This is a genomic window from Sphingomonas phyllosphaerae, assembly GCA_036946405.1.
In the GTDB taxonomy this organism is placed as follows: domain Bacteria; phylum Pseudomonadota; class Alphaproteobacteria; order Sphingomonadales; family Sphingomonadaceae; genus Sphingomonas; species Sphingomonas phyllosphaerae_D.
This window is the reverse complement of sequence record JAQIJC010000001.1, coordinates 1,158,466-1,178,275: the sequence shown is the minus strand read 5'-3', so window position 1 is coordinate 1,178,275 and position 19,810 is coordinate 1,158,466. Positions and strand designations below refer to the sequence as shown.

The 19,810-nt window shown below is 69.9% G+C and carries 20 protein-coding genes; 15 read left to right on the top strand and 5 right to left on the bottom strand.

The features are described 5' to 3' along the window. Positions 1-55 precede the first annotated feature (55 nt). The 7 genes from PGN12_05495 to PGN12_05465 all read left to right on the top strand — a co-directional run bounded on the left by PGN12_05495 (position 56) and on the right by PGN12_05465 (position 6,116). Positions 56-1,999 carry a TonB-dependent receptor gene (locus PGN12_05495; protein ID MEH3103343.1) on the top strand — a complete coding sequence of 648 codons (1,944 nt, stop codon included), beginning with the start codon at positions 56-58 and terminating at the stop codon, positions 1,997-1,999. A 239-nt stretch (positions 2,000-2,238) separates the two neighbouring features. Continuing rightward, positions 2,239-2,649 carry a DUF1636 domain-containing protein gene (locus tag PGN12_05490; protein MEH3103342.1) on the top strand — a complete coding sequence of 137 codons (411 nt, stop codon included), beginning with the start codon at positions 2,239-2,241 and terminating at the stop codon, positions 2,647-2,649. After that, entirely contained in the window at positions 2,646-3,656 is a 1,011-nt protein-coding gene (gene cobT, locus PGN12_05485; GenBank protein ID MEH3103341.1) for a nicotinate-nucleotide--dimethylbenzimidazole phosphoribosyltransferase, read from the top strand. The genes PGN12_05490 and cobT overlap by 4 nt, the downstream gene beginning before the upstream one ends. Further along, complete coding sequence (locus PGN12_05480) at positions 3,653-4,201, top strand: histidine phosphatase family protein (protein ID MEH3103340.1); 549 nt, start codon at positions 3,653-3,655, stop codon at positions 4,199-4,201. Before cobT ends, PGN12_05480 begins: the two co-directional genes overlap by 4 nt. Before the next feature lie 156 nt (positions 4,202-4,357). Beyond that, on the top strand, positions 4,358-4,774 hold the full coding sequence (locus PGN12_05475) for an NUDIX domain-containing protein (protein ID MEH3103339.1): 417 nt from the start codon (positions 4,358-4,360) through the stop codon (positions 4,772-4,774). Further along, positions 4,771-5,262 (top strand): DUF523 domain-containing protein, encoded by a 492-nt coding sequence (locus PGN12_05470; GenBank protein ID MEH3103338.1) that lies wholly within the window; start codon positions 4,771-4,773, stop codon positions 5,260-5,262. The genes PGN12_05475 and PGN12_05470 overlap by 4 nt, the downstream gene beginning before the upstream one ends. A 155-nt stretch (positions 5,263-5,417) precedes the next feature. Next, entirely contained in the window at positions 5,418-6,116 is a 699-nt protein-coding gene (locus tag PGN12_05465; protein MEH3103337.1) for an adenosylcobinamide-GDP ribazoletransferase, read from the top strand. On the opposite strand, the gene PGN12_05460 is transcribed toward PGN12_05465, so the two are convergent. From PGN12_05460 to PGN12_05450, 3 genes are read right to left on the bottom strand one after another with little or no spacing between them, the layout of a single operon-like run. After that, entirely contained in the window at positions 6,102-7,556 is a 1,455-nt protein-coding gene (locus PGN12_05460; GenBank protein ID MEH3103336.1) for a cobyric acid synthase, read from the bottom strand. The genes PGN12_05465 and PGN12_05460 overlap by 15 nt on opposite strands. Beyond that, positions 7,544-8,467 carry an adenosylcobinamide-phosphate synthase CbiB gene (gene cbiB, locus PGN12_05455; GenBank protein MEH3103335.1) on the bottom strand — a complete coding sequence of 308 codons (924 nt, stop codon included), beginning with the start codon at positions 8,465-8,467 and terminating at the stop codon, positions 7,544-7,546. The genes PGN12_05460 and cbiB overlap by 13 nt, the downstream gene beginning before the upstream one ends. Beyond that, positions 8,460-9,449, bottom strand: coding sequence for an aminotransferase class I/II-fold pyridoxal phosphate-dependent enzyme (locus PGN12_05450; protein MEH3103334.1), 990 nt, complete (start codon positions 9,447-9,449; stop codon positions 8,460-8,462). Before PGN12_05450 ends, cbiB begins: the two co-directional genes overlap by 8 nt. A 63-nt stretch (positions 9,450-9,512) precedes the next feature. Between PGN12_05450 and cobU the strand changes: the two genes are divergently transcribed. The 5 genes from cobU (at position 9,513) to PGN12_05425 (ending at position 13,597) form a co-directional block, all read left to right on the top strand. Beyond that, the gene (gene cobU / locus PGN12_05445; GenBank protein ID MEH3103333.1) at positions 9,513-10,028 is read left to right on the top strand and encodes a bifunctional adenosylcobinamide kinase/adenosylcobinamide-phosphate guanylyltransferase; all 516 of its coding nucleotides are present in this window, start codon (positions 9,513-9,515) and stop codon (positions 10,026-10,028) included. 61 nt (positions 10,029-10,089) lie between these two features. Then, positions 10,090-11,181: a Gfo/Idh/MocA family oxidoreductase gene (locus tag PGN12_05440; protein ID MEH3103332.1), complete on the top strand. Its 1,092-nt coding sequence runs from the start codon at positions 10,090-10,092 to the stop codon at positions 11,179-11,181. Positions 11,182-11,350: 169 nt separating this feature from the next. Beyond that, complete coding sequence (gene purB / locus PGN12_05435) at positions 11,351-12,664, top strand: adenylosuccinate lyase (protein MEH3103331.1); 1,314 nt, start codon at positions 11,351-11,353, stop codon at positions 12,662-12,664. A gap of 167 nt (positions 12,665-12,831) precedes the next feature. Continuing rightward, positions 12,832-13,017, top strand: coding sequence for a hypothetical protein (locus PGN12_05430; protein ID MEH3103330.1), 186 nt, complete (start codon positions 12,832-12,834; stop codon positions 13,015-13,017). Between the two features lie 55 nt (positions 13,018-13,072). After that, positions 13,073-13,597, top strand: a complete 525-nt coding sequence (locus PGN12_05425; protein MEH3103329.1) for a molybdenum cofactor guanylyltransferase — start codon at positions 13,073-13,075, stop codon at positions 13,595-13,597. Positions 13,598-13,875: 278 nt separating this feature from the next. Here PGN12_05425 and PGN12_05420 read toward each other — a convergent pair whose 3' ends face one another. Beyond that, entirely contained in the window at positions 13,876-14,472 is a 597-nt protein-coding gene (locus PGN12_05420) for an arylesterase (protein MEH3103328.1), read from the bottom strand. A 44-nt stretch (positions 14,473-14,516) separates the two neighbouring features. Between PGN12_05420 and PGN12_05415 the strand changes: the two genes are divergently transcribed. Then, entirely contained in the window at positions 14,517-15,224 is a 708-nt protein-coding gene (locus PGN12_05415) for an ATP-binding cassette domain-containing protein (GenBank protein ID MEH3103327.1), read from the top strand. Then, entirely contained in the window at positions 15,221-17,710 is a 2,490-nt protein-coding gene (locus tag PGN12_05410) for an ABC transporter permease (GenBank protein ID MEH3103326.1), read from the top strand. Before PGN12_05415 ends, PGN12_05410 begins: the two co-directional genes overlap by 4 nt. A 20-nt stretch (positions 17,711-17,730) precedes the next feature. Here PGN12_05410 and PGN12_05405 read toward each other — a convergent pair whose 3' ends face one another. After that, positions 17,731-18,438: an FCD domain-containing protein gene (locus tag PGN12_05405; protein MEH3103325.1), complete on the bottom strand. Its 708-nt coding sequence runs from the start codon at positions 18,436-18,438 to the stop codon at positions 17,731-17,733. Between the two features lie 207 nt (positions 18,439-18,645). Between PGN12_05405 and PGN12_05400 the strand changes: the two genes are divergently transcribed. Further along, positions 18,646-19,809, top strand: coding sequence for an HlyD family secretion protein (locus tag PGN12_05400; GenBank protein ID MEH3103324.1), 1,164 nt, complete (start codon positions 18,646-18,648; stop codon positions 19,807-19,809). Position 19,810: the final 1 nt, after the last annotated feature.

Here is a 19,810-nt window from a genome sequence, read left to right as displayed (position 1 = left end):
GCTCGCGCGCGGCGACACGCCTCCGGCTTCACGTCGTCACAAGGGGTTACCAATCGTGTTCCATCGTCTCGCCGCCCTTCCGCTGCTCCTCTGCTCCACCGCCGCGCTCGCGCAGGAAGCCCCGCGCCCCGACGCCGCCGCCACCGACACCGGTGCGGACATCGTCGTCGCCGCCAACCGCGCGCCGGTCGACGCCGATCGCGTCACCGCCTCCGTCACCGTGCTCGACAAGGCCGCGATCGACCGCGCGCAGGACCTGTCGGTCGCCGACCTGCTGCTGCGCACCCCCGGCGTCTCGCTGTCGCGCAACGGCGGCTATGGCACCAGCACCTCGCTGCGCATTCGCGGTGCCGAGTCGGACCAGACCGTCGTCGTCATCGACGGGGTCAAGATCAACGACCCGTCCTCGCCGGGCGGTGGCTATAATTTCGCCAACCTGCTGATCGGCGATGCGTCGCGGATCGAGGTGCTGCGCGGGCCGCAGTCGATCCTGTGGGGCAGCCAGGCGATCGGCGGCGTCGTCAACATCGTCACCCCGCTGCCGACCGCAGCGCTCGAAGGCAGCATCGACCTCGAGGGCGGCTCACGCGAGACGGTCAGCGCGCGCGCCGCGCTCGGCGGCACCACCGGCCCGCTCGCCTGGCGCGTCGGCGCGCAGACCTTCACCACCGACGGCATCTCCGCGCTCAAGGCCGGGACCGAGCGTGACGGCTACACCAACCAGAACGTGCAGGCGCGCGCGGTCCTGACGATCGCGCCCGGCATCAGCGCCGACCTGCGCGGATCGTACGCCAACGGCCGCAACGACTTCGACGGCTTCAGCGGCGACACCCCCGAATATGGCCTGACCCGTGAGTTCGTCGGCTATGCCGGCCTCAACATCGACCTGTTCGACGCGCGGCTCCGCAACCGCTTCGGTTATGGCTATACCGACACCGACCGCGACAATTACAACCCCGATCAGGTCGAACAGACGCAGACCTTCGCCGCGGTCGGCCGCAACCATCGCCTCGAATATCAGGGCACGCTTGCCGTCGCCAAGGGCGTCGACGCGGTGTTCGGCGTCGAGAACGAGGTCAGCCGCTTCAGCACCGCCTCGTCGGACTTCGTCGCCCCGTACGCGCTCGGCACCCCGGCGCGCGGCCGCGCCGAGCTGACCAGCGTCTATGGCCAGCTCAACCTTTCGCCACTCGACGGGTTGACCCTGAACGGCGGCGTGCGCCACGACGATCACAGCCGCTTCGGCACGCAGACGCTGTTCGCGGGCGGTGCGAACTGGGTGCTGCCGACCGGCACCGTGCTGCGCGCCAGCTACAGCGAGGGCTTCAAGGCGCCGACCTTGTACCAGCTCTTCTCGGAATACGGCAATCAGGCGCTCAACGCCGAGCGCGCCAAGGGCTGGGAAGCCGGCGCCGAGCAGCGCTTCATGGACGGGCGTTTCGCGCTCGGCGGCACCTATTTCGAACGCCGCAGCCGCGACCAGATCGTCTACACCGGCTGCAACCCCGGCACCACCGACCCGCTGTGCTTCGTGCCGGGTTCGACCACCGAGCAGCGCTTCGGCTATTACCAGAACGTCGCGCGCGCCGTCGCCCGCGGGGTCGAGGCGATCGCGCGCGCGCAGGTCGGTGAACACCTCAGCCTCGACGGCAATTACAGCTGGGTGCTGTCGGAGGATCGCTCGCCGGGCCGCACCTTCGGCAACTGGTTGCCGCGCCGCCCGCGCGACACCGCCAATGTGTCCGCGACCTACACCTTCGCCGAGTCCGGCTCGTTCGGTGTCGCGGCGCGCTTCGCGGGCAAGTCCTTCGACAATGCCAGCAACGCCACCCGGCTGGACGGCTACACGCTGGTCGACCTGCGCGGCGAGCTGCCGCTGTCGGGCAATGTCCGGCTGTTCGCGCGCGTCGAGAATCTGTTCGACGAACGCTACGAGACGATCGCCCGCTACGGCACGCTCGGCCGCAGCGTCTACGCCGGGCTGCGCGGGCGTTTCTGAGCGCGCATGACGGTCTCCTCCCATCGTCGCCCCGGACTTGATCCGGGGCCCCGCTTCTTCTTTGCCGCGGCAGTAGAAAGCGGGATCCCGGATCAAGTCCGGGATGACCGGGGGAGTAGCTGTCCGTCATTGCGAGCGCAGCGAAGCAATCCAGGGCGTCCTGGTCCGTCACTGGATTGCTTCGCTCTGCTCGCAATGAAGGCACCCCACCGGAGCCACGCCACTCAAAGGCCGCTGCCATGACCCTCATCCCCGTCGAGGACGGCCCCGCCGTCGTGGCCTGCAACAGCTGCCGCCATTCGGCGACCGCCCGCGACGGCGCGGACGGGCGACGCGGCGGCGCAGCGCTCGCCGCCGCGCTCCGCACGGTACAGGCGAGCGACCCACTGTTCGCCGGTATCGCCGTGCAGGAGATGCCGTGCCTGTTCGCCTGCGACCGGCATTGCACGATCCACCTGCGCGCGCCCGGCAAGATCGGCTACGTGCTCGGCGGCTTCACCGCCGATGAGGCCGCCGCGACCGGGATCATGACTTTCATGCGCCACTATGTCGAAAGCGCCACCGGACAGGTGCCTTATGCCCGCTGGCCCGAGGCGGTGAAGGGCCATTTCATCGTCCGCGTCCCGCCCGCCGGGCAGGTGGTGGCATGATGCGCTTCGACAGCGTCGCCGCGTTCGACGCCGCGCTCGCCGAGCTGCCCGCGCCCGATGCCGCGATGCGCGCGGCGGCGGCGGCGCGACAGGCGCGGCTGACCAAGCCCGCCGGATCGCTCGGCCGGCTCGAAGAGATCGCTTTGTTCATGGCGGCATGGCAGCGCGACCCCCGCCCGCGGCTCGACGATGGCCGCGTGGTGATCTTCGCGGGCAATCACGGCGTCGCCGCGCGCGGGGTCAGCGCCTTTCCCCCCGCCGTCACCGCGCAGATGGTCGCCAACTTCCGCGAGGGCGGCGCGGCGATCAACGCGCTCGCCGCCGCCGCCGGCCTGTCGCTGACCGTCGTGCCGCTCGCGCTCGACCAGCCGACCGGCGACATCACGAACGAACCCGCGATGAGCGAAGCCGAATGCCTCGACGCGCTCGATGCCGGCGCGGCGGCGGTGCGGCCCGGCACCGACCTGCTGATCCCCGGCGACATGGGGATCGGCAACACCACCCCCGCCGCCGCTTTGTGCGCCGCCAGCTTCGGCGGCCGCGCGGCGGACTGGGTCGGTCCCGGCACCGGCGTTCACGGCGCCGCGCTCGCCGCCAAGATCGCCGCGGTCGACGCCACGCTCGCCTGCCACGCCGACGCGACCACCCCCTTTGAGCGCCTCCGCCGGCTGGGCGGGCGCGAGATCGCCGCGATCGCGGGCGCGATCCTCGCCGCCCGCCACGCGCGCATCCCGGTGCTGCTCGACGGCTTCATCGTCGGCGCCGCGCTCGCCCCGCTCGCCGCTGCGCGTCCGCGGATCGTCGATCACTGCCTCGCCGGCCACGTCTCCGCCGAGCCAGGCCATGCGCGGCTGCTCGACCGGCTCGGCCTCGCGCCGCTGCTCCGGCTCGACATGCGGCTCGGCGAGGCGAGCGGCGCGGCGGTCGCCGCCGGCCTCGTCCGCGCCGCGCTCGCCGCGCACGACCAGATGGCGACCTTCGATCAGGCGGGGGTGGCGAAGGCGTGAGCGCCGCGCGCACCGTCCACCTGCTGCGCCACGGCGTGACGGTGCGACCGGGGCTGTTGCTCGGACACGTCGACGTCGCGGTGACGCCGCAGGGCATCGCCGATTGCGTCCGCAATGCCGCCGGCGCGACGTTCACGCAGGTGGTCAGCTCCGACCTGTCGCGCGCCGCCGCCTGCGCCGCCGCGCTGGGCGCACCGGTCCAGCACGACCCACGCTGGCGCGAACTCGATTTCGGCGCGTGGGACGGGTGTGACCCGGCCACGCTCCCCGCCGAGACACTGGCGGCCTTCTGGCGTGATCCCGACGCCAACCCGCCACCGCAGGGCGAACGCTGGTCGGCACTGGTCGCGCGCGTGACCGCCGCGCTCGCCGACCTCCCCGACGCGACAGTGGTCGTCACCCACGGCGGCCCGATCCGCGCCGCGCTCGCCAGCGCCTGCGGCTTCGACGCACGACAGGTCTGGGCGTTCGACCTGCCCTGCGCCGCCTTGCTGACGCTGCGGCTCTGGCCCGACACAGCGCAGATCGTCGCGTTGCGGACGTGAGCGATGGCTCGGGCCGATTTACCCCGCTGATCCGGCTGTAAGTGGCAAACCGACCGGCTGGCGGCCTGCATTTCACTGCCCCGTAAACGATGAAGACAAGGCAATCTCAGCGTGCTCGCGCTTGCCGTTTGGGTCCGCCAGCGCAATGAATGGTCCATGCCCGACACCAGGACCATCCGAATAGCTGCTGCCCTGATCGATGACGGTGAGGGACGAACGCTCTTGGTCCGCAAGGCTGGCACGAAATGGTTCATGCAGGCAGGCGGAAAGATCGAGGCGGGCGAAAGTCCGGTCGACGCCCTCTGCCGCGAATTGCATGAGGAAATTGGCTTCTCCGTTGATCGTGCGACGACGCGGCATCTAGGCTGCTTCACCGCTCCGGCCGCAAACGAGCCGGGGCGATCGGTTCAGGCAGAGCTATTCCATATCCGTATCGCACATGATCCGACACCGAGCCTTGAGATAGAGGGGGCCGTTTGGGCAGACCGGGCAACCGCTGAGGCGATGCCGCTTGCGCCGCTGACGAGGGACCATGTGCTGCCCCTGCTTTCTGCTCTTGCGGCGAACGCATGATGCCGGCCAAAGTGCTGGTCAGCGCGTGCCTTCTTGGCAGGCCGGTGCGCTACAACGGTTCGGCAAAGACTCTTGAAGACGCGCTGCTGGACCGCTGGATCAGCGAAGGCCGTGTTGTCTCGGTCTGCCCCGAGGTGATGGCGGGATTACCGACACCCCGGCCAGCGGCGGAGATTGCACATGGGGCGAGCGGAGCAGCCGTAATTGAGCAGGACGGTCGCATCGTCGAGGCGGACGGCACCGACGTGACCGAAGCCTATCTCACTGGCGCGCGAATTGCCCTTGAACATGCTTCCCGGCACGATTGCAGATACGCGCTCCTGACGGATGGAAGCCCATCGTGTGGAGGCAGCTTTATCTATGACGGCAGCTTCCAAGGTCGCCGGATTGATGGCGAGGGCGTGACTGCCGCCCTGCTCCGACAGCATGGCATTGCCGTATTTTCGCAAGCGGAAATTTCGTCTCTCGCAGCAGCGCTCGACGGGTGAGGTAAGCGCTCGCGCTTCCCCGATTGGGAATCAGCAGTAAGAAATACGGCCGTCTCCCCGCGCCAGCGTTAGAACGCCAACATCAAACGGGCTGCGATCCGAATTCCACGGCGCAACCCACGTCTCTCGCGACGAAAGCCGACCGAACCAAACCCATGACCCGCCTCTGGCTCGCCTTTGCCTTCCTCACCCGCCTGCCCGTGCCGCGCACGCACGGCACGCAGCAGGATTTCGCCGCCGCGATCCGCTGCTACCCGCTGGTCGGCGCGGTGATCGGCGCGCTGGTCGCGGGCGCGGCGTGGCTCGGCGCGCGGCACGATCCGTGGACTGGCGCACTCGCCGGGCTGGTCGTGTGGGTCGCGGTGACCGGCGCCCTCCACCTCGACGGGCTCGGCGATGTCGCGGACGGCGTCGGCGCGGCGCATGGCGACCGCACCCGGCTGCTCGCGGTGATGCGCGACCCGCATGTCGGCAGCTTCGCGGTCGTGGCGATCGCGCTCCAGTTGATCGCCAAGCTCGTCCTGCTCCACGCGCTCGTCGGCGACGGGCGGATCGCGCTGATCCCCTTCGCCGCCCGCATCGGCCCGCTCGCCTGGGCGCGCTGGCTCCCGCCACTCGGCAGCGGCCTCGGCGCGCAGGTGGCGGGCGCGGTTCGCGTGCGCGACCTGACCGGCTGGCTTGCGCTGCTTGCGCTGGCGATGGTCGCCGCCCCGCCGCTGCTCGCCGCACCGCTGGTCGTAGCGGCCTATGGCTTGTGGTGCCGCCACCGGCTCGGCGGCATCAACGGCGACGCGCATGGCGCGGGGATCGAACTCGTCGAAAGCGCCTTGCTCGCCGCCTTACTCTGCGGCTGACCCACGCGCGACCGCCAGCAAGGCATCCAGATCGAGATGTCGCTCCAGTGCCGCGGCGATCGCGTCCAGCGCGGCATCGACCGACGGGGCATGGTCCGGTCCGTCGCCCGCCGCCGCCAGCCACGCGCGCCGCTGCGCCGCCAGCCCGAACAGCCCGTGGACGTAGGTCCCCGCGACCAGCCCGTCGGCGCTCGTCGCGCCATCATGTCCCCCGCCGTCATATCGTGCCACCGGCCGCGCCGTATCCGCGCCGGTCGTGGTTCCGAGGTGCATTTCATAGCCATATATTGGCGCCCCGCGTGCAACCCCGCGCACTTCGCGCAGCACCTTGCTGCCCCCCAGCACGGTATCGACCTCAAGCAGGCCTAGCCCCGCCGCGCTCCCCGCCGGCCCCTCCAGCCCGAGCGGATCGGCGACCGTCCGCCCCAGCATTTGATACCCGCCGCACAGCCCCAGCACCGCCCCGCCCCTGCGCCGGTGCGCGATCAGGTCGACGTCCCACCCCTGTTCGCGGATGAAGGCGAGGTCGGCGATCGTCGCCTTCGATCCCGGCAGCACCACCAGCGCCGCCTCCGCAGGTATCGGAAATCCCGGCGGAATCATCGTCACCTCGATCGCGGGATCGAGCCGCAGCGGATCGAGATCGTCGAAATTGGCGATGTGCCGCGTCACCGGACACGCCACCAGCACCCGCCCGCCCGGTCGCGCGCGCGACCGTTCCAGCACCACCGCATCCTCGCTCGGCAGCCGCGCCGCCGCCGCCAGCCACGGCACCACCCCGAACCCGCGCCACCCGCTGCGCTGTTCGATCGCGCGATAGCCATCTTCGAACAGCGCCGGATCACCCCGGAAGCGATTGATAATGAACCCCCGCACCATCGCCGCGTCATCCGCGTCGAGCACTGCGCGCGTGCCCACCAGTGACGCGATCACCCCGCCGCGATCGATATCACCGACCAGCACCACCGGGACATCGGCGGCGCGCGCGAACCCCATGTTCGCGATGTCGCCGGCGCGCAAATTGATCTCGGCCGGCGATCCGGCGCCCTCGACCAGCACCAGATCGGCCTGCCTTTCCAGCGTGTTGAAGCTCTCCAGCACTTCGCCGAGCAACCCCTCCCGCCCTTCGCGCCACCGCGCCGCCGCGAGCGTTCCGCGCATCCGCCCGCGCACGATCAGCTGCGAGGTGCGGTCGCCCTGCGGCTTGAGCAGCACCGGGTTCATGTCGACATGCGGCGCGACCCGCGCGGCGACCGCCTGGGTCGCCTGTGCGCGCCCGATCTCGCCGCCCTCGGCGGTAACTGCCGCGTTGGTCGACATATTCTGCGGCTTGAACGGCCGCACCGTCAGTCCGCGATTGGCATAGGCCCGGCACAATCCCGCGACCAGCACCGACTTGCCGACGTCGGAGCCGGTCCCCTGCAGCATCAGCTTGCCCATGCCGCGATCCCCGCCAGAATCCACAACAATCCGCAGGCGCGGCCGTACACCGAAAGTGCCCGCCGCACATCGTCGGCGCACGCCGCCACCCGCCCGTTTCCGATCCAGAATTTGTCCGCGATCACACCGTCATAGGCAATCGGCCCCGCCAGCCGCACGCCGAGCACCCCCGCCATCGCCGCCTCGGTCCAGCCGGCATTGGGCGAGGCATGGTTGCGTGCGTCGCGCCACATCACCCGCCAGCCACCGGCGCCCGCCACACAGATCAGCACCGCCCCGATCCGTGCCGGGATCCAGTTGGCGAAGTCATCCAGCCGCGCCGCCGCCCAGCCGAAATCCCGCCATTTTTCCTCGCGATGCCCGATCAAACTGTCGGCGGTGTTGATCGCCTTATGCGCCCACAATCCCGGCAACCCTCCGACAAGTAACCAGAATAACGGCGCGCTAATGCCGTCGCAAAAGCTCTCCGCCAGACTTTCGATCGCCGCGCGCGCGACTCCCGCGTCATCCAGTGTCGCGGTGTCGCGCCCGACGATCATCGCCACCGCCCGCCGCGCCGCGAGCAGATCGCCGCGCGCCAGCCCCACCGCGACCGGTTGGACGTGTGCGTAGAGGCTCCGCTGCGCCAGCCCCGGCCACGCCAGCACCGCCACCCCGACCCAGCCGAGCCCGAGCGCCCGCACGCTCCGCTCGGCAAAAACCGCGACGACAACGGTCAGCGCCACCACGATCGCGATCGTCGCGACGCCGAGCAGTCGACGCGGCAACCCCCGGCGGTTCCACCGCTTTTCCAGCGCCCCGATCACCCGCGCGATCCCGCCGACCGGATGCCCGACCCGTGCATAAAGCCACGCCGGCCACCCGACCGCGACGTCGATCGCCAGCGCAGCGAGCGCGACCGGCTCAGCCATCGGCCACCAAGGCGGCTGCCAGTCGGTCGAACCCCGCGCCCGGCAAACCGAACCGCAGCCAGTCCGGCCGCGCCTCGAACGGTCGCGTCAGGATACCGGCGGCGGCGAGCCGCTCGAACACCGCGCCCGCACCTTCGCACTCGACCAGCCGGAACAACGGACATTTCCCACGCGCCACCAGCCCGCGGTCGGCCAGCAAGGCATTGAGATTGACCGCCTCCGCCACCAGTCGCAATCGCATCCGCTCCGCCCATGCCACGTCGCGATACGCCGCAGCGCCATAGACCAGCGCGGTCGCCGACACCGGCCAGTCCCCCAACAGCGCCGCGATCCGCCCCACTATCGATGGTTCGCCGCCCACGAAGCCGAGCCGCACCCCCGCCAGTCCGTAGAACTTTCCGACCGACCGCAGCACCACCACCGGATCATCCGCGCGCAGCAACGGCAACACGCTCACCCCCGCCAGCGCATCCGCAAATGCCTCGTCGACGATCAGCATTCCGCCGCGCGCGCCGAGAACCCGTGCAATCTCCAGCAGCACGTCGGGCGCGATCAGCCGCCCGTCGGGATTATTCGGGTTGGCGAGCAGCACCGTCCCACCGCCCACCGCCACCTCGCCGATCCGCTCCGCCGCAATCGCCTCCGCCCCCGGCAAAGCGTCGCGATGCGTACGATAACAGGGCGTCACCACATGCCACGGCCGCGGCAGATCGAGCGTCGCCAGCAATCGCAGCGCCAGCTCGCTCCCCGGCACCGCCGCCAGCGCCCCAGCAAAGCCGAACGCCGCCCCCGCCGCCGCCAGCAACGCCGCCAGCGCCTCCCCCGACGGCAGCCGCTGCTGATCGACCGCCAGCCCCGCCAGCGGCGTCCATGCATAAGGGTTGATCCCGGTCGACAGGTCCAGCCACGGGCGCGGCGCATCGGGGTACAGCCGGGCCGCGGCCTCGATACGGCCGCCGTGGAAGGTCAGATCGCGCGACATAGGCCCCGAATTGCGGCAAGGCCGCCTCCATCGGCAATCGCGTATCGACAGGCAAGGACCAAGATGACCGACGATCCCTGGCGTATCCGGCTGGTGCTGGGCGGCGCGCGATCGGGCAAGAGCCGCCATGCGCAGGCGCTGGCCGAGGCGTGCGCCGCGCCGTGGCGGTTCGTCGCCACCGCGCAGGCATTCGATGAAGAAATGACCGAGCGGATCGCGCACCACCGCGCCGACCGCAGCACCGCCTGGGCGACGATCGAAGCCCCGCTCGCGCTCGCCGAGACGATCGCAACGGTCGACGACGGCGTGCTGCTCGTCGATTGCCTGACGCTCTGGACCTCGAACCTGCTGCTCGCCGACGCCGACACGGAAGCCGCGACCGACGCGCTGATCGCTGCGCTGACCGGGTCGCGAGCGAAGATCGTGCTGGTGTCGAACGAAGTCGGCTGGGGGATCGTCCCCGACAATGCGCTCGCACGCCGCTTCCGCGACGTGGCAGGCCGCGTCAACCAACGCGTCGCCACCGTCGCCGATCGTGTCGACCTGCTGGTGGCGGGCTTACCTATGTCATTGAAATAGAACGCGTTGACATTGCAGGTCCCGTTCCCCAGCCTGGCCGCGATAATTCAGGGAGGTGAGGATGGAGATCGGACGCCGCACGCTCATCGCGGCCGCGCCGTTGCTGGTGGCAGGCAGCGCCTGCGCGCAACCGTCGCAACGCAAGCTCGGCTATGCGATCGTCGGGCTCGGCGGCTACGGCCTCGGCCGGATCATCCCCGAGTTCAAGAATTGTACGCACAGCCGGCTGGCAGCGGTGGTCAGCGGTGATCCGGCGAAGGCAAAGAAGGTCGCCGCCGAATATGGCCTGTCGGACAAGGCGATCTATTCCTACGCCAATTTCGACAGCATCCGCGACAATCCGGACGTTGACATCGTCTATGTCTGCCTCCCCAATTCGATGCATGCCGAGTACACGATCCGCGCTGCCAAGGCCGGAAAGCACGTGATGTGCGAGAAGCCGATGGCCGTGTCGGTCGCCGAGTGCGAGGCGATGATCGCGGCGTGCAAAGCCGCCAATCGCAAGCTGATGATCGGTTATCGCTGCCATTTCGAGGCCACGAACATCGCCGCGATGCGGCTCGCCAAACAGCCCGACACCGGCAAGATCCGCTACGTCCGCTCCGAACATGGCTTCACCGCCGGCAATCCGGATGCGTGGCGTTTGAAGAAGGCGCTGGCGGGCGGCGGGTCGCTGATGGACATGGGCGTCTACAGCCTGCAGGCGGCGCGCTACATGACCGGCGAGGAGCCGATCGCGGTCACCGCGCGCGAATCGACCGACCGCACCGATCCGCGCTTCCGCGAGGTCGAGGATATGATCGAGTGGACGCTCGAATTCCCGTCCGGCGCGATCGCGGGTTGCCAGTCGATGTATTCGGCGAACCAGAACCGCATCCTGTTGATGGGCAGCAAGGGCCGCGTCGAGCTGGAGCCCGCCACCCGCTACGATGGCAATCGCCTGTGGACCGGCCGCGACGGGCGCGAACAGGAGATCACGCCCCCGCCCGGCCCCGGCAAGACGCAATTCGCCGGGCAGCTCGACCACCTCTCGCAATGCGTGGTCGACGGGCGCGAACCGATCGTCTCGGGCGAGGAAGGCCTGCGCGACATGCGGATCGTCGAGGCGATCTACCGCTCCGCACGCGAGGGCCGGACGATCCGGTTGACGTAGGAGCGCGCACCCCTCCGTTCGTGCTGAGCTTGTCGAAGCACGTGCCCGGAACACGCCCTTCGACACGCTCAGGGCGAACGGCTGATGCGTGGCACACAGGTATATTTGCCCCCCCGCCCCCACGCTGCTACCCGCGCGCCGACTCCCTTATCCTTGAAGGACCGCGCGCATGATCCCCCGCTACTCCCGCCCCGACATGGCCGCGATCTGGGAGCCGGAGGCGCGCTATCGCATCTGGTTCGAGATCGAGGCGCACGCCACCGATGCGCTGGCCGAGCTGGGCGTGGTCCCGAAGAGTGCCGCCGAGGCGCTGTGGAAATGGTGGGCAACCAACCCGCGGATCGACGTCGCGGCGATCGATGCGATCGAGGCGGTCACCAAGCATGATGTCATCGCCTTCCTGACATGGGTCGCGGAGCAGGTCGGCGACGAAGCGCGCTTCATGCATCAGGGGATGACCTCCTCCGACGTGCTCGACACCACTTTGTCGGTGCAGCTCGCGCGTGCTTCCGACATCCTGCTCGCCGATATCGACCGGCTGCTCGAGGTGCTGGAGCGGCGCGCCAAGGAGCACAAGCTGACCCCGACGATCGGACGCAGCCACGGCATCCATGCCGAGCCGGTCACCTTCGGGCTCAAGCTGGTGCAGGCGCATGCCGAATTCCGCCGCAACCGCGCGCGGCTGGCGATGGCGCGCGAGGATATCGCGACCGCCGCGATCTCGGGCGCGGTCGGCACCTTCGCCAACGTCGATCCGCGCGTCGAAGCGCATGTCGCCGCCAAGCTCGGGCTCGCGATCGAGCCCGTCTCGACGCAGGTCATCCCGCGCGACCGCCACGCGATGTATTTCGCGACGCTGGGCGTGATCGCCAGCTCGATCGAGCGCCTCGCGACCGAAGTGCGTCATTTGCAGCGTACCGAGGTGCTCGAAGCCGAGGAATATTTCTCCCCGGGCCAGAAGGGTTCGTCGGCGATGCCGCACAAGCGCAACCCGGTGCTGACCGAAAACCTGACCGGCCTCGCCCGGATGGTGCGCGGTTACGTCACCCCGGCGCTCGAGAACGTCGCCTTGTGGCACGAACGCGACATTTCGCATTCCTCGGTCGAACGCTACATCGGCCCCGACGCGACGATCACGCTCGATTTCGCGCTCGCGCGGCTCACCGGCGTGGTGGACAAGCTGCTCGTTTACCCTGAGCGGATGCAGAAGAACCTCGATCGGATGGGCGGGCTGGTCCATTCGCAGCGCGTGCTGCTCGCGCTGACGCAGGCTGGGGTCAGCCGCGAGGACGCCTATCGTCTCGTCCAGCGTAACGCGATGAAAGTATGGGAATCCGACGGTCAGCTGTCGTTGCAGGAGCTGCTTAAGGCCGACCCGGAAGTCACCGCGGCGCTGTCCACCGCCGAAATCGACGAGAAGTTCGACCTCGGCTACCATTACCGCCATGTCGACACGATCTTCGACCGCGTCTTCGGCGCCTGACATTTGCGTCCCCCGTCATCCCGGACTTGATCCGGGATCCCGCTTTTGTCGCCACCTCGGAGGAAAAGCGGGGTCCCGGATCGAGTCCGGGGCAACGAAGAGAGGATCAGCGCCTAACCGGTCGCACGAGACGATAGTTAAGTTTCAGTCACTTAGACCGATGCAAATTGTGCAAGCGCGAATGCGTTGTTCGATTATTGCGCAATGGAGCAATAAACGCCATTTGCCCGTTCGCCGGCATGACCCGGCAAACGGAGACCAACCCCATGCGTATGTTCGAAACCGCGGCCAGCACCGTGCTGGTTCTGGCGGCTCAGGCGCTGGTGGTCGGCGTCGTGTTCACCACGCTCTGACCCATCGGCATACCGCCCCTCTGACGGGGGGCGGATCGCCGCTCTTCTCCGCCTCATGAAAATACTGGGCGCCGTTCTCGCCGGTGGTCACGCCACCCGCTTCGGCAGCGACAAGGCGCTGGCAGCGCTCGGCAGGCGCGCACTGATCGACCACGCGATCGCCAGCCTCGACCCGCATTGCGACGCGATCGTCGTCGTCGGACGTACCACCGCCGCGGTGACCTGCATTCCCGACCTGCCGCTCTCCGATCTCGGCCCGCTCGGCGGCATCGCGGGGGCACTTGGCTTTGCCGCCGATCACGACTTCGACACGGTACTGACGACCGCCTGCGACACACCCTTTCTGCCTCGTGAGGTCATCACGGCGCTGCGGGACGCGGCGCCGGCTTATGTGGCGGGAGCGCCGACGGTTGGTCTGTGGCCGACCGATCTCGCGGCCCCGCTGCTCGCGCACCTGCTCGCCGACAAGCCGCGCGCGATCCGCCGCTGGGCGGAGACGATCGGCGCATCAGCGGTGCTGCCGGGCGTGGAGCTGGCCAACATCAACACCCCGGACGACCTCGCCAAACTCGAATACTGAACGATCGGCACCACGCCGGCATTCCCGCGAAGGCGGAAATCCAGATACGCAACGGTTCGGTTCTCTTCGCAACGTCGGCGTGTCTGGATTTCCGCCTTCGCGGGAACGACGAATAACCTTACTGATGCCCGCCCTCTTCCTCACGTTCCTCGGCGGCTTCCTCCTGCGCCTCTTCCATCGCCTGCGCCTGATCGTCGTCGTCGCGCGTCTCGGGATCGGTCATCATGGTCGCATCTCCTTGTCCGCCACCAACCGACTGCGCGCCCAAGCGATCCCCGCTACTTCAGTGCGCGCCGCACCGCCGGTGCGATCCGCCGGACGATGATCGCGACGCCGCGCGAATCGGGATGCAGCCCGTCCGCCTGAAAGAGCGCGCGCCTCCCCGCGACGCCATCGAGGAAGAACGGGTACAGCGCCACGCGATGCTTCTTCGCCAACGCCGGATACATGCCCTCGAACGCGCGCGCATAATCGCCGCCCATGTTCGGCGCGGCACGCATTCCGGCGAGCAGCACCGGAATGTTCCGCGCCTTCAACTCGGTCAGGATGCGGTCGAGGTTCGCCTCCGCCTGTGCGACCGGCAGCCCGCGCAGCATGTCGTTCGCACCCAGCTCGACGATCACCAGATCGGGCTTCACCTTCAACCCGCGCAGCCCCCAGCGCAGCCGCGCGCGCCCCTGTGCGGCGGTGTCGCCGGCCACCCCGCCGTTGCGCACCGTCGCCGCGACACCCTGCCGCCGCAACTCGGCCTGCAATTGCGCGGGAAAGCCCTGCGCGGGCGGCAGGCCATAGCCCGCCGTCAAACTGTCGCCGAACGCCCATATCAACGGCGCGTGCGCGTCGGCCGACGCGGGCGCGGCGAGCAACAGCAGCAGGATCGGATGGACAAGCCACCACCACCCTCCGTATCGACGTGATCGTGACCGGCCTTCCATCCGCTTCAGATAGCGTACCGATCCGCGCGCGCAACGTCCGCCTCGCGCTCGGCAAGCCGCCCGCGCGGGTCGAGATCCTGCACGGCATCGACCTGACGGTGGAAACCGGCGAGACCGTCGCGCTGCTCGGCGCGTCCGGATCGGGCAAATCGTCGCTGATGGCGGTGCTCGCCGGGCTGGAAAGGCCGAGCGCGGGCGAGGTCGAGGTCGCCGGGCTCGACTTCACAAAACTCGATGAGGACGCGCTGGCGGTCGCGCGACGCGGGCGGATCGGGATCGTCCTGCAAGCCTTCCATCTGCTTCCGACGATGGCCGCGCTCGAGAATGTCGCAGTCCCGCTGGAGCTTGCCGGCGCGCCCGACGCGTTCGACCGTGCCCGCGCCGAACTGGCGGCGGTCGGGCTGGCGGCACGCACCGGCCATTACCCCGCGCAACTCTCCGGTGGCGAGCAACAGCGCGTCGCGATCGCGCGCGCGCTGGTCGGACGCCCCGCCCTCCTCTTCGCCGACGAGCCGACCGGCAATCTCGACACCACCACCGGCGCGGCGATCATGGACCTGCTGTTCGCGCGCGCCGCCGAGGCGGGCACGACGATGTTGGTCATCACTCACGATCCCGCGCTCGCGGCGCGCTGCGCGCGCGTCGTCGAGCTGGCCGATGGCCGCATCGTCGCCGACGCCGTCCGCGCGTGAGCATCGCCGCCACCCTCGCCTTCCGCGACCTGCGCCGCGGCGGGCGCGGGTTGCTGTTGCTCGCGATGTGCCTGTTCCTCGGCACCGCCGCGCTCGCCGGGATCGGCAGCCTGTCCGCCGCGATGCTCGCCGCGCTCGATGCACAGGGCCGCGCGATGCTCGGCGGCGACGTCGAGCTGGTCGTCTCGCAACGCCGCGCTACCCCGGCGGAGTTGGCCGCCTTCACCGCCGCCGGTCCTGTCGCGGAGGTCGTGTCGCTGCGCGCGATGGCGCACAAGGGCGATCAGGATGCGTTGCTCGAGCTGCGCGGCGTCGACAATCGCTGGCCTTTAGTCGGGCGGTTCCGCCTCGCCCCCGGCGCACTGGCGGCACGCCCACACGGCGCGCAGGTCGCGATCGCCCCCGCGCTCGCCGATCGGCTCGGCGCGCGCGTCGGTGACACGATCCGGCTCGGCACTCAGCCGTTCCGCGTCATCGGGCTCATCGCGGAAGAGCCCGACCGGCTCGGCGCCGGCTTTTCGCTCGGCAGCCCGGCTTTGGTCGACATGGCCGGGCTCGACGCCAGCGCCCTGCTCCAGCCCGGCAGCCTGTATCGCAGCGCCTATCGCATCGCGCTCCCCGACCCAGCCCGCGCCGAGGCGACCGGCAAGCGGCTAGCCGCGCGCTTCCCCGATGCCGGCTGGACCCCGCGCACGACCGAGAACGCCGGGCGCGGGCTGCGCGGCGGGATCGCGACGCTCGGGCAGTTCCTGCTGCTCGTGGGCCTAGCCGCGCTCGCGATCGCGGGGGTGGGGGTCGGCAGCGGCGTCACCGCCTATCTCGCCGCGCGCACGAAGATGGTCGCGACGCTCAAGGTGCTCGGCGCGCGCTCGACGTTGATCGCGCGGCTGTTCCTGATTGAGCTGGCGTTGGTCGGCGCGGCCGGGATGCTGCCCGGGCTTGCGCTGGGCGCGGCGGTGCCGTGGATCGTCGCGCGGGTCGCGGGCGACGCGCTGCCGATCATTCCGCGGCTGGCGCTCTACCCACTCCCGCTCATCACTGCCGCCGTGCTCGGTACTTTGGTGGCGCTGCTGTTTGCGCTCCCGGCGCTCGCGCAGGCGCGGCGCGTGGCCGCCGCGACCCTGTTGCGCGATGCGCTCGCCGACACCGGCCGACCGTCGTGGCGCGTGCTGGCGGCGATGGCCGCGCTGCTCGGCGCGCTGGTGGCGCTGGCGGTCTGGTCGGCCGCCGACCATTTGCTGGCCGCCGGCTTCGTCGCCGCGATTGCCGGGCTCGTGCTGCTGCTATGGCTGGTCGGTATCGCGCTCCGCCGCCTGCTCGCGCGACTGCCGCGCCCCCGCGCGCCCTTGCCGCGGCTGGCGCTCGCCAATCTCCACCGCCCCGGCGCGGCGACCGACCGGCTGGTCGTCGCGCTCGGGCTCGGCTTCTCGCTGTTCGTCGCGCTCGCGGTGATCGACGCGAGCCTCTCCGCCGAGCTTGCCGGCAGTGCCCCGGCCCGCGCACCGCGCTTCTTCGCCGCCGACGTGCCCGCCGAGGAAGCCGCCACCTTCCGCACCGCCGTCCTTAGCGCCGCCCCCAACGCGCGGATCGAGGCGGTGCCGTCGCTGCGCGGCGCGATCGTCGCGATCAAGGGCGTGCCGACGACGCGGCTCAAGACGCTCCCCGCCGACGCCTGGGTGCTGCGCGGCGATCGCACGCTCACCTGGTCCGCGACCGTGCCGCCGCGCAATCAGGTCGTCGCTGGCCGCTGGTGGCCCGCCGACTACCGCGGCTCGCCGCTCGTCTCGATCGAGGATCGCGCCGCGCAGGCGCTCGGGCTCAGGATCGGCGATACGATCACCGTCTCCGTGCTCGGCGTCGATGTACCGGCGCGGATCGCTGCGCTGCGCAAGATCGACTGGAAGGGACTTGGCCTCAACTTCGCGATCGTCTTCTCGCCCGGCTATATCGAGGAAGCGCCACACAGCCTGCTCGCGAGCGTCTACGCCCCGCCCGCGCGCGACGGCGCGATCGCGCGCGGCGTCGCACGCGCGATGCCCGCGGTGACGCTGATCCGCACCGGCGACGTGATCGGGCAGGTATCGGCGCTGCTGGGGCAGATCGCCACCGCGGTGCGCGTCGCTGCCGCGGCGACGGTACTCGCCGGGCTGGCGGTGCTGGTCGGCGCGGTTGCTGCGTCCGGACGCGCTCGCCGCTACGATGCGGTCGTGCTCAAGCTGCTGGGCGGGAGCATGCGGCAGGTGCTGACGGCGCAGGCGATTGAATACGCGCTGCTCGCCGCGCTGTTGTCGGCGGTGGCGCTGATCGCAGGCGGCGCGGCGGGCTGGTACGTCGTGACGCACGTCTTCGACATGGGCTTCGCCCCGGACTGGCGGCGCGTTGCCGCGACGCTGGGGCTGGCGAGCGCGGTCACGGTCGGGATTGGCATTGTGGGCAGCATCCCGGCGCTCCGCGCGCGCCCGGCGCAGATGCTGCGGACCTTGTGACCCGCTGACGCATCAAGCACCTACCCGCCCGCAGGCGTCTCGATCAGCGTCAGCACGTTGACGATCAATCCGCGCATCGCCGCGTGCGCCCCGGCAGCGTCCCCGGCGAGGATCGCGTCGCGCACCGCGGTATGCTCCGCGATATTCGCGCTGCGCCCCGCGATCTGGTTGGTGAAGCGGATCGACGTGCGCAACGCGGTGCTTACCATCTCGCGGAACTGCAGGAAGAACGGATTGTTCGACGCGCGCAGCACCGCGACGTGGAAGGCGATGTCAGCATCCAGCGTATCGTCCTCGCCGCGCTCGGCCGCCACCATCCGCGCGAGCCCGGCCGCGATCGCCGCCTGCTGCTCCTCGGTCGCGCCCTTCGCCGCCAGCGCCGCCGCCTCCGGCTCGACCCCGACCCGCAGTTCGTTGAAGTGGCGCAACAGGTCGATCGATGCCTCGCGCTCGAGCAACCAGCGCAGCACATCGGGGTCGAGCAGGTTCCACGATTCCTCGGGCAGGACGAACGTCCCCTGCTTTGGCCGGGCACCGAGCAGCCCCTTGGCAGCCAGCATCTTCACCGCCTCGCGCGTCACCGAGCGGCTGACGCCATGCTCGCGCACGATATCGGCCTCGTTGGGGAATGGCTTGTCGGCATAATCGCCGACGACGATGGCCCGGCCCAGCATCTCGTGAAGGCCATAGGTCAGGTTACGACCGAACGCATGCTGCACCGACGACATTCTCCCCTTGCCGACGGCGTCATCGCGCCGCGTCGACGCAACGTATCGCGGCGAGCCGTGCACGCCCAGCATAATCGGCAATTATCTCATCATTGGCGTGTGCAGTGCAGCATTCCCGCTTGCGATGCGCCCTTAAGCGGACATATTGTCCGCTTATGTGACGCGAGCCGCGCAGCGGCATGAGTCGGCAGTAGCGGATTTGATGAAATGGCAGAAGCGGCCGCCCCCTCGAACGAACCCGCCGACACCCCGTCGGACGACCAGCCGAAGCGGCGCAAGCTGAGCGGCCGCGCCAGGACGATCCTGATCGTCGTCGCGCTGGCCGTGCTCGTCTCGGGGACGATCTGGTATCTGCGCTATCAGGCGACCGGGCAATATATGCAGGACACCAACGACGCGCAGGTGCGCGCGGACATGGTCGTCGTCGCGCCGCGTGTCGCCGGCTATGTCGCGGAGGTGTTCGTCACCGACAATCAGGACGTTCGCGCCGGGCAGCCGCTGGTCCGCATCGATCCGCGCAACTCGCAGGCGCAGGCCGCGCAGGCCGAGGCACAGATCGCCGTCGCCGACGCACAGGCCGACAGCGCCCGCGCGCAGGTCCGCGAACAATATGCCGCGATCGACCAGGCGCGCGCGCAGCTCGCCTCGGCGCGCGAGAAGGCCGCGCACGACGCCGCCGAGGTCGCGCGCTATCGCCCGCTCGCCGCCTCGGGAGCGGAGACGCGCCAGCAACTCGCGCAATTGCAGCTGACCGCGCAGCAATCCGCGCAGGCGGTACGTGCGCAGGAAGCGGCGGTCGCGATGCAGCAGCGCCGCGTCGCCACCTTCGAGACGCAGATCAAGCAGGGCCTCGCACAGGGAAAGGCCGCGCGCGCGCAGCAGAGCGCAGCGAGCGTCGACCTGAACGCCACGCTGATCCGCGCAGCGATCGACGGGCGCGTCGGCGACAAGACCGTCAATGTCGGCCAATATGCCGGCACCGGCACGCGGCTGATGTCGCTGGTTCCGCTCGACAAGCTCTACATCACCGCCAATTTCAAGGAGACGCAGCTCGCGCTGATGCGGCCCGGCCAGCCGGCCGAGATCAAGGTCGACGCGCTCGACGGGATCACGCTGAAGGGCCGCGTCGCCAGCTTCTCGCCCGGCACCGGCGCGCAATTCTCGCTGCTGCCGCCGCAGAACGCGACCGGCAACTTCACCAAGATCACGCAACGCGTGCCGGTGCGGATCGCACTGGAGGCGACGCCGCAGACCCGCCGGCTGCTCGTCCCCGGCCTGTCGGTCGAGGTCACCGTCGACACCCGCTCGGCCAAGGACGAGATTGAGCGGCTGCGCGACGAACAACGCAAGGCCAACCGGCAGGAGCGCTGAC